Genomic DNA, 14,728 nt, shown 5'->3' on the forward strand with positions numbered 1-14,728 from the left:
TATACCTAAATAAGTTTAAACTAGAAAAATGTTATGGTTACAGACACTCAAGATCCTTTCAAAGACTATTTTGATTTTTTAGGATTTAGAAAACTTTCTGACCAGCCCAGTAGAATTTTGAGCTCTATAAGAAAGTATTCTGGTACTATATCGATAGCAAGTACCATTGCTGCTCTTATAGCATTTACTACCTTTTCTATTCAGCCTGTTATAGTAAGTATTGCTGGATTTGCGTTCACGCCAGCACCTCTTGCCTTTATTCCTCTTGCAGTTCTCTTATTTACTGCTGTTATAAACTTTATAAATACACAAAAAATAAAAGAGAATGAGATAGATAAAAAAGTAGGAAACTGTCAAGTTGATGAACAGTACAGCCAGATTGTTCAAGAAGCCGAAAAAATTGAAATTGTAACAAATTTAGATCGTAAGAGGAAAAAGCTTTTAATAGTTTTACCAATTTCTAAGACGCAGAGAGAAATACTAGAAGATATAAAAGCAGAAAATAGAAATAGGATTTTCTTATTTACTGGATCATATGTATTTGGTGCTATTATAGTAGTTTCAGCAATATCACAATCCATTAATGCTCCAATAACATTAATATCTTTATTAGTCGTTGTTCTTGTATGCATCATATCAACACTTAGCAATCTAATAAGTAATAGCGTAGATCATGAAAATCATACTATTAGAAACCACAGTACTTTAGGTCTTCTACTTCCATACTGGTCTGGAAAGGGCATGGTTGTATCAGTAATAGAAAATAAGCTTGGTAAAAAGGAAAATGAACTAATATCTCTAATGAAAGAACTGCTTAGTCCGTTTTGCGACTCATTTGGCAGTAACCTTAAAAAAGCTTGCGATTTACTTGATAATAGTCTTTTAAAGCCTGCAAGTATTGACATTAAAGAAACGCTTAATGATATAAGAGGTGATTTAAAAGTTTTACTCAATAATTTAGAAGAGATTATAGAGCAAGATGTAGATAAAGTGAAAAAGAACGCTAATACAGAGATAACTACGTGCTTGAAAGGCATTAGTAAAAGTATAGGTGAGTCATTGAAAGAGATACGTACTGAATTGAAAGAAAAACTTAACCAACTTCAGCCTTCAGGAATAGGAAATTATCTTGTTAAATTTGTGCCAACTACAAGCAACAGACAAGCTGGTAATACTGGAGATTCTCATGATCAAAATCACTCTTTGGAAAGTGATGATGATGAGGAGGAGTTCTTTGATTGTTTTGCGCTTACTGAGGAAAATAAAAAAGAAATAATTCAAGAAGTACGTAAAATAATAAATGACGTGGTACGGAATAAGCTTGAGCCGATACAAGAACAGCTTGCAACGTTGCAAGCAAACGGCAGTCCTGATAGCGCTTTAGGATCTGAAGATGTAGATAATATTGACCAATTTCCATTAACATTAGAAGATACAGTAAAAGCACGACGTAAAACAGTAAGAAATTTGGAACTAGAAGAAGAAAACAATAGGCTGATAAAAAAAGAGCAGAAGTTAACACAAAGAAAACCTGAACAAGAAAAAACAGATGAATGGAAAGAAAAAATCAACGGCAAACCAAGTGACTTTCTATATTATTTATTAGAATCTATTAAGCTGGAAGAAAAAGATAATAAAGAAAAAAAGGTTGAGGCAACATTACGAGATTTTGATAATAAAGTTACAATCTACTGGAAAGATGGCTCTCAAACAATTTGCCATATTAAAAAACAAGGTGATCTGCAAATTGAGTCTAGTGCAACAATGTTTACAGACCCAAATGTTCAAGCAGCATGGGAAATGGCGCGGGGTAAATCACTATAGATCACTCAATAATAACCTTAAGTGTTAATAATGATAAAGAGAAATTAAGGTTAGACACCTATATAGCTGAAAAATGCAACATATCACGCAGTAAAGCTCAAAGATTGATACAAAATGGGCAGGTGAAATTACTTGGCATACCGATAATTAATAATGATCACATAGTAAAACCAGGTGAAGAGTATATAGTACATCTCGTTCAACCTGACATATTCACATCAATTGAGCCTAATTATGACATAAAACTTGATATCGTCTATGAAGATGAGGACATTATAGTTCTGAGTAAACAAAGTGGATTAACAGTGCACCCAGGTGCTGGGACAAACAATGATACGCTTTTGAACGCAGTTATCGCTCACCTTGGTAAAATCCCTTACAGCCATGTAAGACCAGGAATTGTTCATAGACTCGATAAAGATACTAGTGGGCTGATGGTAATTGCAAAAAATGAAGAAGCCCATGGTTTTTTGTCTGAATTGTTATCAAATCGTAAAATAAAGCGAGAATATTTAGCAATAGTTTGGGGAATATTATCTTCTCAGCAAGGCACGATAAAAACTAACATTGCTCCCAAACGCGGTAATAAAGAAATGATGTGTGTAACAAAAATCACAGGCAAATTAGCAATCACTCACTATTTAGTGCAAAAAGTTATAGGACAAGTAAGCCTCGTTAAATGCACTTTAGAGACAGGCAGAACACACCAAATTCGAGTCCACATGAGCCACATAGGACATTCCATAGTTGGTGATCAAGTTTATGGAAAAAATAGTAGTAAAAGCACAAAATATGCTAAAAACTCTAGTTTTATTCGTAATTTCAATAGACAAGCACTACATGCTTATACACTGGGCTTATATCACCCCAAAAGTAAGGGATACATGGAATTTGTCTCTGATTTACCGCAAGATATAAAAACTTTAATTGGTGAGTTTGACAACATATCTTAATAACATTCGTATTAACCTATCAATATTATCATCCATGTTATCAGGAAGTTAATTAATGAAAGAAAAACTGCTGCACTACCTAGATCTTTCACCTTTTTTGAAAGTATGTGTTGTTCACTGGAAATACGCTCAATTGTCGTTTCAAAAGCAGTGTTAACAATTTCCACAATTAACACCAGGAATAGGCTGCTTATCATTACTGCACGTTCTAGATTACTTACATCCAAAACAAACAAAATTGAGACACATACTATAAAAAGCAGTAACTCCTGTCTGAACGCAATTTCTGATATAAAAGCTGATTTTATTCCTTCACAAGAGTATTGAATTGCTTTTATTAGACGAATAATGCCCTTCTTCATTATTATTCACAAAACCCTTTAATCAAAATTTTAACTCATTTGGATTTGCTACACCCTATAGCATTTTTATCATTTGTTCACCCTATTGGTTTTGAAATTAAGATTTACTGCAACTACAATAAGTACTCTTATCATCACATTTTGGTGTTAAGTCAGGATAGAACGTGAGTATAGCATCATTCTTTCTTACAAACACTGATTGATAATCGTCATCTTCCATTTCATATAGACACATTCCATCTTTTCCTAATTCCTTAAACGCCTTAGTTGCAGAAATTATCGGCATGAAGGTTATATGCGTATCCATTTGGGCATTTAACTTTCACTTCCCCATCCTTACCTAAATATTTCATTCCAAATGTATAAACTGGCGGCTTAATATCTGATTTATTGCATAGGATTCCAAATTGCACCTGCCCATTTATCTTCTTGAGCTTCAACATATCTACCTACAAAATGCATACCACCTAGTTTATCGTTTGGCTCACCACAAAAAATATGTCCAAACCCTATAGTTTCTTTTTCACTTCCACTATTTGTAAACCAAATGTTAGCCAGTTCATCTTTAAGTAACTCCAAATCCGCATCTGGCGTAATCACTTATATATTCCTTTCACTACTTCTTGATGCTGCGGACAACTAAGTAAAATTTTGAAATCTTCTTTATCTGGATGTGCTCCCCAATCTCCACAAACTTTCAACACTCCTCTATCGAAGTCAGTTAATTCTGAAACGGTGGCTGGTTGTGAACTGAAAAATGGTTCAAAATTGACTTCAACATTTTCTTCTACATAGCCGGTGTGAAAATAATGATCCTTAATATAAAAAATAAATCCTATTATTGGTATTATTAAACACAAAATTAGTTTAACTGTCTTCGACATAATCACGTTCACAAAAAAGCTAGCCTATAAGAAATAATTTAAAAAAGTTTTAATCTAATCGTTTTTGCAGAGCAGCAACTCCCGGCATTTCATCGCCACTTAACCAATCTAAAAATGCTCCTCCACCAGTGGAAACATATGTAAAATCCTTATCGGTAAGGCCTGCAGCGCTTATTGCAGATAGACTATCACCTCCCCCTATTATGCTGGTTAACTTTCCTTTGTGCGTTAAGTCACTTACGATTTTCATTACCCCTATTGTACCGCTTGCAAAAGCTGAATGTTCAAAAACACCAATAGGTCCATTCCACAGCAGAGTCTTACTGCTTGCTATTATACTGCTTATTGTACTCAAAGTTTGTGATCCGATATCCAAAATTATATCACCGTCCAAAATGGACTCAGTTTTTCTTGAAATACTAGTGCTGTAATCAGAGTTTACTGCAACCAGAACGTCTTCTGGCACAACTATTTTGCAATTGTTTTTATTTGCTGTTTCAACAATATTATGTAGAAGGTCGTCAACACCATTTTGAAAGAAAGATTTCCCTATATTTACTTTGCTAAATGACAAAAAATTGTTGGCTATTGCACCACCTAGAACTAGGTAATCAACCTTTTCTGTTAGCTTCATAAGCACTTTTATTTTAGTTGATATTTTAGCTCCCCCAACTATCGCAGTAATAGGTTTAGCTTTAAACGATACAGCTTTTTCAAGATACTTTAGCTCATCTTGCAAGCAAAATCCTGCATAGGAAGGTAAAAACTCTGTAATGCGTGAAATAGAAGCGTGAGCTCTGTGAGAGCAAGAAAATGCATCATTTACATATATATCCGCCAGAGATGCTAATTGTCTGGCAAAGTTTGCATCATTCTCCTTTTCCCCTTCATAAAATCTTAGATTCTCCAGTAATATTATATCTCCTGCATCCATAGCACTCACTGCTTTTTGCACTTTTTCACCAACGCAATCATCAATGAATTTCACTTTTTTATTTAGTAACTGCGATAAAGTGTCAATTACATTTTTTAGCGACAGATTATTGTCTCTGGCCTTTGGGCGTCCAAAATGTGATATAATAATAATCTTTGCACTCGCATTCACTAAATACTGAATAGTAGGCAATGCTCTCAAAATACGAGTGACATCACGAATTTCTCCATCTTTTATAGGAACATTGAAGTCAACTCTAAGTAAGACGGCTTTATTGTGAAGATCACAATTTTCTATACTAGGTATGTTCATTACAAAATTGAAGCTATAAAGTCACTATACAGCAGTTTGATCTAAAGTAAAGTTTTAAGCTTACGAACGTTTAAGGAAATTTGCATGCCAAACGCTTGACACTGGAACCTTATCGTCATGCCATCACGAACCGTCATACCGCCGGGTATCTCTTAGCCGCTAACACGTAGCGGGATACTTGACCTTTACAGGGATGACGATTGTCGTTTAGCCATAAATATTTAAGAAATTTACTAAACAGAAAAAAAGGCAAAAGAAGCCCCGTGGTTGGCTAATTACTTACATTATACTTTCAAGTATGGCGTTTTTTTATTCTAAACGCTTAATAACCGCGATTTAGCTGCTTTTTAATGCAACTAACCTTTAGTCATAAATGTTTAAGAAATTTACTAAACAGAAAAAAAGGCAAAAGAAACCCTAGGGTAGCTAATTATTCACTATCCATTTTTTAAGTTGGCGTTTTTTGATGTTTTAAATGCTTTATAAGCGTATTTCAGCTTGTATAGGTAAAAACCTAGAAATTTGATAAAGACATAGAGTGCACATAGTGCAAAAAATTAAACATGAGACGCCAGATACGTGAGTTTTTTTGTCATTTAATCTGTACAGAGAAGATAAATAAATAGCTTCACTATCATGATAAGGGGGCTGGCGAAGGGTGTCAAGTAAGTTTTTTCGTTTCATCCGTTTCTTGATTTAGGTGCCCTTGACTTCCGGCTGGGTCGAATTTGTATAGCTACATTGTCGGTAAATCTAAATTGCTTTAATAATTTTGATTGAAAAATAGTTTTTCTATTATATAAATGCTACTTTAGAGTAGTCAAAATGGAAGACAATAAATATAGCCTAGGTTTAAGAGTTATCCATTGGTTGATGGCTGTTTTTATTATCGGTATGCTTTGTTCTGGACTTTATATGAAAAGCTTACCACTTAGCAATGAAATTAAGTTCAACATATACGCTATTCATAAGGCTTGCGGTATCACTATTCTTGGACTAATCATAGTACGCATATTTTTTCGCGTCTTTACTTATGTTCCACCACTTCCAGCAAATTTTTCTCGGTTTGTAATCAATACAAGTAAAGCAGTGCACTTTGGTTTATATTCTTTAATGGTGCTAATGCCACTATCTGGCTATGTCATGTCTTCTGCTTCTGGCAAACAGATCAAATATTTTTTTCATATCCCTTTGTTGATTAATCAAAACAAAGATCTAGCTAACACGGCTAACGAGCTACATTCGATGCTTGCATATTTTATGGTACTCTTTATAATCTTACATATACTTGGCGCTTTGAAGCACACATTTATAGATAAGCAAAACATTTTTAAACGTATGATATAGGTTATATGTTAAGTAGCCTCTGGAAAAAAGGAACAGATTTTCTTGGCAGTGAGTTTGCTATAATGGGTGGTGCTATGAGCTGGGTTTCAGAGAGAAACTTGGTCTCAGCAATCTCAAACGCTGGTGGTTTTGGTGTGATTGCATGTGGTGCAATGTTTCCAGACTTGCTAAAAAAAGAAATCATAGAGACGCAGCAATTAACTAACAAGCCATTTGGTGTAAATCTAATTACTATGCACCCAAAGTTGAGTGAGTTGATAGATGTGTGTATTGAAACGAAAGTGAGCCATATAGTGCTTGCCGGTGGACTGCCAACAAAGCCTAATATAGAAAAAATCAAGGGTGCGGGCATTAAAGTTATGTGCTTTGCACCAGCATTAAGCCTTGCGAAAAGGTTAGTAAAAATGGGAGTAGATGCATTAATAATAGAAGGAATGGAAGCAGGTGGGCATATAGGTCCAGTTAGCACTTCTGTTCTTGCACAAGAGATATTGCCTCATTTTAAAAATGAACAAATACCAGTGTTTGTTGCAGGTGGAATAGGAAGAGGTGAAATGATAATTAATTACCTGGAAATGGGAGCAAGTGGCTGTCAAATAGGTACATTATTTGTCTGCACTAATGAGTCAATTGCCCACAAAAATTTCAAGGAAGTGTTTATTAAATCGGCCGCACGTAATGCAATACCTTCTGTACAGATAAGTGCTGATTTTCCTGTAATTCCTGTAAGAGCTATAGCCAACAAAGCAAGTGATGACTTCATGAAGCGTCAAAAAGAAGTTATTGATGAATACCAAAAGGGACAGATCTCAAAAGAAGATGGGCAGCTTGAAATAGAAAAATTCTGGGCTGGAGCTTTAAGAAGAGCAGTAATTGATGGAGATGTTGAAACGGGATCTTTAATGGCTGGCCAAAGTGTTGGCATGGTTGATAAGGAAAAGCCTGTAAAAGAAGTAGTGGATATGTTAGTTCAACAAGCAAAGAATCATATTAATAGCAAATCTGTAGAAGTAGAAAGCCCAGAAAGCAAATAGTTAAGCGACCTTCCAATAAGCAAGTTGCCGCAATTATTTATAATATGGCATAATTGCCCAGTTTTAATGTAAAATTAACGCTAAAGAGGTATCTATACATTTTGTTATGTATGGAGGAGTCTATGCTAAGTTCTAAAAAAGATATTAACCAACAATTGCACGACACTATATACAAAAAGGTAACAAAAGAAAATCATAAATATGGAAGCCCACAAAAGGGAGATGGAACTATCAAAAAATGCATAGAGTTGTTCAAGGAAGGAGCTAGTCCTGAGGTATTAACTGAATTAGAAAAATCGCTGAGAGAACAATTAGAAAAATCACCAGAAAAACAAGAGGAATATCAAAAACATTATAAGTATTATATCGAAAACTTTCTTCCTGCATTGAAAGATGAAGTAATAAAATCAGAAGAACTAGCTGTACCTACAGTATTTAACAATGAAAGAGAACAATCACAAAGACCACAAACAATAAGAGGAAAAATAGTAAAAACAATTTTGGATATTACTAACAGGAGCAGCAGTGTAAGCTCAATACCAAATGCTGTTGAAGAAAATATTGAAGATCAAATGCAGCTAAAACATATTGAAGAGCAAAACAACACACAAGAAACACCCTTGAATGTAGCTGAGAAAAAAAGTGGTGATAATAAAATACTTGGCCAATTAGATATTCCGAAAGGGGTATCTAGAAAATATAGTAAAGTTATGGAGCAATTAAAGAAGAATATAAAAACTCCTAAGCTTGGTAACGGTAGTGGTTCAGATAGTGGAATAAACTCACCTGGACTGAGTGAAAAAAACTCGATATCACCAATAAATAGTAGAAAAAACAGTTTAACATCAATAGCAAGCACTTCATCTGAGGAAAGTTTAAACTCAACATTGAGCTCTGTTGAAGAAGATAATGGCTTACAACCAGAGGGTGGAGAAAAAACTGAGTTATTAGAATCAAATTTGGAATCCCCAAAAGAAAACGAGACTCAAGTGCAGCCAGAGCAGACTGTAAAAAAAGAGCCAAAAATGCAAGAAAATGAAAACTCAGATGGTCAAGCAAATCCAGATCAAGTTAAGAAAGATATCCTACTTAAAAACCAACCCAATAACAGAAATCTTCACGTTGCACTTGTAGCAGGTTGTGCTCTCTCCACAATAGGGTGCATTGTTGCAGGAGCAATGACATCAGGATTGATAGGAGCAGGACTACTTGCTATGGCTGCAGTGTTTGCTATAGCAGCAGTAGCTGAATTGCATTCAAACTTCCTATCAAGTAAATTAACATCCATTAATGTGAGTCCTCTTGTTGATGATAAAGAGCTTACAGCATTGTAAAAATTAAATATGTGTTACTTGTAGTGGATAAGTGAATTCAGTTCTTGCCTATTGATATAAAAGTTGTTATATTTAAAAAATGTTTAAAAGGTATTTAGTTGATGCGCATTCAATTGAATAAAGTTTTGGTTTTTATAGCCTTATTAAGTTTCATTTTTGCATCATATTCTAGCGAAGCAAGTTCGGTGAGTGATGAATTAAAGGATGTACAAGAAACGGTAAAAAATTTTATTTCTTCATTTTCAGTTAAAGATACTGTAGAAAATATGAGTCCTTCAACAATCATAGGGTTGTGTATAGCTGCAGTGATACTTGCAGTAGTGTTCAGAGGTCTAATCTTTTTTATGATAATGTTTGGTGTACTGGTCCTGATGTTCGGTAGTACAGAAAAGGCAACAGACTACTTAAAAGAAAAATTTAACTTTGCAAAAGATATAAAATTACAATCCGATAGCGAAAAAAAAGATAAAAATTAAGATAGTATTTTTATCTTTTTTAATTATCTTTATTGAATACGCATATGCAGTTAAAAGTACCAACAGTTAACTCTAAGCTTAAAAAAAAGAACAACTTAGCATTACTAGAAAGCATTGATTTAGATTTTGTTCCTTATGCTTGTCATTACGATGAAGAAACCATACTAACAAAACAGGGAGAATTGTTAAAAATAATCAAGTTAGAAGATTATTCTTCTGTTGATAACTACAGCGACCTCAGAACTGAAATTAGAAAAAGCATATCAAAAAATATTAATAGCCTGTATTTTACCGTTTGGATTCATACCGTTAGAAAGCGCAATAAACTGAGCTTAAAATGGAATAAAACTGAAGACTTCTCTGACAACCTACATTCAACGTGGTTTAATAAACTAACTGATAGTAAATTACAGTATATAAATGAACTATACATTGTAATATTGTTTAGCGATTTTGGCAAGCATACTAATAATTCGTTTTTTTTCAATAGAATAAAGAATAAGCATAAGTTGTCTTTACAAGAAAGCCATCAGGAGTTGCAAAAGATAACTGACGTAATTCAAAATGATTTAGGACCTTTTGGAGCTAAAAAACTGAGTCTAAGGTTTAGTGAAGGTAAAATATATTCTGAAATGATAGAATTTCTCCACTATATTGTTACATTAACGCACAAAGATTATCCAATACATGAAAGGGACCTGTCGCAATATATTAGAAATTTTAAAATAGCTTTTGGTTTCAATACGTTTCAAACAATATTTGAAAATCAACAGAAATTTGGCTCTATTTTCAGCATAAAAGAATACCGGGAAATCTCTTTAGGTAATATAGATAGATGCTTGCAGCTTGAATCTGAATTTATCATTACAGAAATAATGATATTTACTAGTAATAACAAAGCAATAAAAGAATTTAAAAAACAAATCAACATGCTGCAAATTAGTGAGGATAATACCTTACTTAAAAGCTCAGGAATTGAAGAAATAATAGAGCTTGAAAAGACCTCTAGTATAGACTTCTGCCAACAGAAAATTATTTTTACAATATTTGCAGATGATAGGAATAAGTTAGCTGAAAGTATTAGTGATTTATCTTCTATAATGTCATTAGTTGGCTTCATGATGTTTAGAACTGATTTACATATGGAAAGTCATTTTTGGGCACAACTTCCAGGCAATTTTGCTTTTATTACGCAACCGAAAAATATCTTAACAAAATACGCTTGCAGCTTTGCTATGCTGCACGATTTTACGTCAGGTACATTAAAAGGAAGAAGGTGGAAAGAAGCGGTAATGATTTTTTTCTCAAAAAAAGGAAATCCTTACTTCTTTAATTTTCATGGAAAAAGAAATAATGGCCATACTACGATACTCGGAGCTCCAAATTCAGGCAGAACTTCACTCATTAATTTTCTATTATCAGAATCAAGAAAGTTTAACCCAAGAATTGTCATATTGGATAACACTGGAAAATCAATAATTTTTACTAAAGCAGTGAGTGGTAAATATTACATAATCGATCCAAAATATAAGGACAAAAGCCTAAAATTTAATCCACTAAACATTGAAGATAGTGCTTCCAATCGCAATATGTTGGTTGAACTGATCAGAAGAATGGTAGCCGATACGAGCTTGGTGGACGTAGAAGAAAAGATAAGAAAAATTGTGGATTCTATATTTGCTATACCCAAGGAATCACGTTCTATTTCACAAATTTCTGAGGTGCTCTTGCTCCTTGGGGGTAAGATAAGTAGATGGTGTGACGATGGTGACTTTGCTTACTTATTTCAAGATGGTGATGAATCAGATATTGACTGGGAAACAAAAATTATATCTCTCAACACCGCAAACCTTACAAAACAAAAGGAATGTATGTCCGTGATACTTTACTATTTTTTATATTCTTTTGAGGCAAAATGTGATGGCTCGCCTGCAATACTTGTTTTGGATGAAGCATGGGAGATAAGTAATATTTTTCCTACAGAGAAAGAGTTTGATAACTGGATGCAAAGAATGACGGAACTAAATGTTGTAGTAATCCTAAGTACTGAGAATTTAAATCTCGCATTTGCTAGCAAATTTACTCAATATTTAGATAAACATGTTGATACAAGAATCTTGATGCCGAACGTCAATGCAAATAGATTATACATGAAGGCATTTTCTCTATCGAAAGAGGAGCTGAATATAATTCTGCAGACGCCAACACAGGAAGGTTTATTTTTGATAAAACAGTACAAAGGATTAGTAACCTTAAATCTGGATTTGAAGGATATGCAAGAAATACATGTACTTTCAGCTAACAAAGAGACTATAAAGTATATGTATGAGGCAATAAAAGAAAAAGGAGAAGAAGTTAATGAGTGGTTACCGGTGTTTTATGAGAAGTGTAAAGCTTAATTTCTTATTGATATTCTTATTGATATTTGGTCTTTCATATCAAGGGTCTGCTGATTGCCCATGGAATGCGAAAAGTAATACTGAAGTTTCTTCAACATTTGGATGGACAGGATGGCGTAAAGAGATCCAAGTTATAGCTATAAAAGATCAAGGCATTGATGGTTATTTCAATCCGAAAATTAAGGTATGCAGTAAGGGTGGAGAGAATTATCCGGAGTATTGCTATGAATTATATAGTGGAACTTCATGTAAAATAATATATGGCAATGGCACAACTCAAGCTTCCGGTGCTGGTGTTTCTGCAATGACTTTCATTGATTGGGAAGGAAATAAGACATCCATTGGTGCAAAAATGGGAGAAGGTTTTAAATGGAAATGGGCAGATGGTCTAACTGATGAAGAAAAAGAGAAATTTGCTAATTCTCCTAAGATATGTGCTTGCATGCAAAAAGGTGCTTGTATGAGTGGTGCTTCTGCATGGGGTGCTAAAGCATTTTCAGGATATAATATTTTCCGCCCAGGCAATATGGAAAACGTTTGTGATACTTGCTATCAAACAGAAATAAAATGTGCTCCTGTTCCACTTGCACCTGGTCCTCCTCCATTTTGTGAGCAACTTGCAATGTCGCTTCCACAAGTTAGAATTGTTCCTATAACAGATAAAGATAATGATTACTTCAACCCTAAAGTTAAGGTAATAGCTGGTGATCTAATAGAAGAAGACGGAAAGATTGGAAAAGAATTAGATTTCCCTAAAGGGTATGGAGAAAATAAAGCTGAGTGGCGCTCTATTTTAGACAAAGATGGCATCACGTACTACTTCAAAACCTATAGAAAAAAGGGCCAGCTCTGCGCTGAATACCATGGAACTCAAAGTATAGACAAAAAAAATCCACAGTTCGTCCGCTGTTTCCCTGCACCACCTGCTCCAGAGCCTGAAGTAGTAGAAATAGTACAAAGTAACACGTCTGGAAAGCAGAGTGACACGTTAAAGATAAGAATGAAGATGAGCGAGAGCACTTGTACTTATGAAGCACGTGGAACCTACAGTGATGGTTTATGTACTTTTAATGTTAATACCGCTGTAAATATTGGCCCCCTATCTTTAAAAGTAGTAAAACCAGCAATAGTAGCAAAAACAACTGATAGTAATATCTCTAATATTATAGAAGGTATATTAGAAAGTAATCCGCAACAATTTAAAGTTCTGAAAGAATATGGCTATGTTCCTGATGTGCAAATTAAATGTTCTAAAGGCGGAAGTTTTTATAGTTTTAATGATTTTGAGAAAAAGTTAAAAGACAAATCTATTCAATGTGAATTTAATAACTCTGGGCAGCCGGAAATAGAAGTAAAGTATAAAGGAAATTCTAACAGTAAAATGCTTTGTCTTTCTGGATGGCAGCCAGAACCAGAGGAGTTTGTTCTTAAAAGAGAAAATAAAATAATACCACTAAAATTAATGGGAACAAGATATACTAAATACAATGCTGTTTACTCCAAGGAATCAAATCAGTTCTATTATCTTCCAAGCAAGGAAAATAAAAGAGCCGATCTCTTAAACAGAGATCAGAGTGAGTTAGATAAAATAATATTCAATAAACAAGGGTATGTTTTCTTCCCTGATGAAAATAAGCAGGAAAAGGGAAAATGCAGTTACTGTGTAAAAAGAAATGATGAGATAGACGATACATTTAAATCTAGTAAAGGACTGAAAGTAGTATACAAATTGACGGATGTAGAGCATAGAGAAAAATGTAATCAAGGTGATGATGGTTGCATCTGCTTTAATGGAACATGCAGCCGTTCAACACGATATGTAGATAAAGAAAACACTCAATCTTTTTATACAAAGGTTTCACAAGATGCAAATGGCGTTGTCACGCAACAAGAAGCACCAATTAAAACAAACAGAACAGAGGTCTTTTACGCTGATAAATTGTGTAGGTTCGATTTAGAAGGTCTCAAAAAGAAATTAAAAGAAAAATTAAAAGAGATAATCAAGGAACATCTGAAAAATAAGAAACCAGATCTTGAAAAAAATAATGAAAAATCCTATGATCATAAAAATAAAGATGTTTATACAGATGACTTATCAATAAAATTTGATCGTATTAAAATAGAAGCGTGGGGAAGTGGTGAAGCAGGTCATATACAAGGTAGTGGCTGTGACAATCAAAAATGCCATTCTACTGAAAGCAGAGTAGGGATGCCAGGAGATTATATTAAAGCTAAACTGAAAATCGATCCTAATTATCCTATAATTAAGGTGCAAGTCACAGAGGGAGGGGGTAACCAGGAAAGTAACCTCTCAGATAAGGACGGGGGACCTGTTTTCATAGAAATGTGCAATTCGCAGAAGCAACATTGCCAGCAACTGATTACTGTTGCAGGTGGAGGTGAGTATAGAACATACGGTGGTAAGGGTTATGAGGAAACAGTAATTCATAAGCAAGATTTAAAGCTAGAGGAGAAAATTGTAAAGGCAGATAAACTGAAGTCTACACAAGACAATCAAATAGCATATATAGAAAATGGTGAAATCAAGTATGAAACAGTAGAGTGTGGAAGTGGTTTGAGAAGCAGTAGATCTGGTGCAGGTGGCTGCATTAATAAAAGCAAAGGAATTTATGGTAAAGGCTCTCCAGGGTATGTGAAGATTAGACCTATTATAAAGGAATTTGACGAAGAAGAAATAAATGCTGCTATTAAAAAAGTAATAGAGGATCTATACGATCTTGAAACTATGACTGATTTTTGGGTAGGGGATCTTAACGTGAATATAAGTGGGATAATTAAAGAGGAAGTCAAAAAAGAATTATCAAGGTAAAAAGATATAGCTCTGGAAATGATGCTCTTGTTTTAATAA

General features: G+C 34.1%; 10 protein-coding genes and 1 pseudogene. 8 read left to right on the forward strand and 3 right to left on the reverse strand.

The window, feature by feature from the left end:
* Positions 1-33: 33 nt before the first annotated feature.
* Both EA652_RS05735 and EA652_RS05740 read left to right on the forward strand, forming a co-directional pair.
* Positions 34-1,824 (forward strand): hypothetical protein, encoded by a 1,791-nt coding sequence (locus EA652_RS05735; RefSeq protein WP_012673371.1) that lies wholly within the window; start codon positions 34-36, stop codon positions 1,822-1,824.
* The gene (locus EA652_RS05740) at positions 1,815-2,777 is read left to right on the forward strand and encodes an RluA family pseudouridine synthase (RefSeq protein ID WP_121721668.1); all 963 of its coding nucleotides are present in this window, start codon (positions 1,815-1,817) and stop codon (positions 2,775-2,777) included. The genes EA652_RS05735 and EA652_RS05740 overlap by 10 nt, the downstream gene beginning before the upstream one ends.
* Positions 2,778-2,788: 11 nt before the next feature.
* Here the strand turns inward: EA652_RS05740 and EA652_RS05745 are convergent, their stop codons facing one another.
* From EA652_RS05745 to EA652_RS05755, 3 genes and pseudogenes are all read right to left on the reverse strand, one after another.
* The gene (locus tag EA652_RS05745) at positions 2,789-3,139 is read right to left on the reverse strand and encodes a diacylglycerol kinase (protein WP_007549043.1); all 351 of its coding nucleotides are present in this window, start codon (positions 3,137-3,139) and stop codon (positions 2,789-2,791) included.
* A 97-nt stretch (positions 3,140-3,236) separates the two neighbouring features.
* Positions 3,237-4,023, reverse strand: a pseudogene (locus tag EA652_RS07685) (EndoU domain-containing protein).
* Positions 4,024-4,072: 49 nt separating this feature from the next.
* Positions 4,073-5,269 (reverse strand): phosphoglycerate kinase, encoded by a 1,197-nt coding sequence (locus tag EA652_RS05755; protein WP_006280509.1) that lies wholly within the window; start codon positions 5,267-5,269, stop codon positions 4,073-4,075.
* Positions 5,270-6,094: 825 nt separating this feature from the next.
* Here EA652_RS05755 and EA652_RS05765 point away from each other — a divergent pair.
* The 6 genes from EA652_RS05765 to EA652_RS05790 all read left to right on the forward strand — a co-directional run bounded on the left by EA652_RS05765 (position 6,095) and on the right by EA652_RS05790 (position 14,689).
* A complete protein-coding gene (locus EA652_RS05765; protein ID WP_007549047.1) occupies positions 6,095-6,616 on the forward strand; it encodes a cytochrome b in 522 nt (173 codons plus the stop codon).
* Between the two features lie 5 nt (positions 6,617-6,621).
* Positions 6,622-7,650 (forward strand): NAD(P)H-dependent flavin oxidoreductase, encoded by a 1,029-nt coding sequence (locus tag EA652_RS05770; protein ID WP_012673374.1) that lies wholly within the window; start codon positions 6,622-6,624, stop codon positions 7,648-7,650.
* Positions 7,651-7,772: 122 nt separating this feature from the next.
* The gene (locus EA652_RS05775) at positions 7,773-8,984 is read left to right on the forward strand and encodes a hypothetical protein (RefSeq protein ID WP_012673375.1); all 1,212 of its coding nucleotides are present in this window, start codon (positions 7,773-7,775) and stop codon (positions 8,982-8,984) included.
* Between the two features lie 101 nt (positions 8,985-9,085).
* Positions 9,086-9,460: a hypothetical protein gene (locus tag EA652_RS05780; RefSeq protein WP_012673376.1), complete on the forward strand. Its 375-nt coding sequence runs from the start codon at positions 9,086-9,088 to the stop codon at positions 9,458-9,460.
* A gap of 44 nt (positions 9,461-9,504) precedes the next feature.
* A complete protein-coding gene (locus EA652_RS05785; RefSeq protein WP_006280308.1) occupies positions 9,505-11,859 on the forward strand; it encodes a VirB4 family type IV secretion/conjugal transfer ATPase in 2,355 nt (784 codons plus the stop codon).
* On the forward strand, positions 11,840-14,689 hold the full coding sequence (locus EA652_RS05790) for a hypothetical protein (RefSeq protein ID WP_012673377.1): 2,850 nt from the start codon (positions 11,840-11,842) through the stop codon (positions 14,687-14,689). The genes EA652_RS05785 and EA652_RS05790 overlap by 20 nt, the downstream gene beginning before the upstream one ends.
* Positions 14,690-14,728 lie beyond the last annotated feature (39 nt).

Source organism: Wolbachia endosymbiont of Drosophila ananassae (assembly GCF_008033215.1).
Lineage (GTDB): Bacteria > Pseudomonadota > Alphaproteobacteria > Rickettsiales > Anaplasmataceae > Wolbachia > Wolbachia pipientis.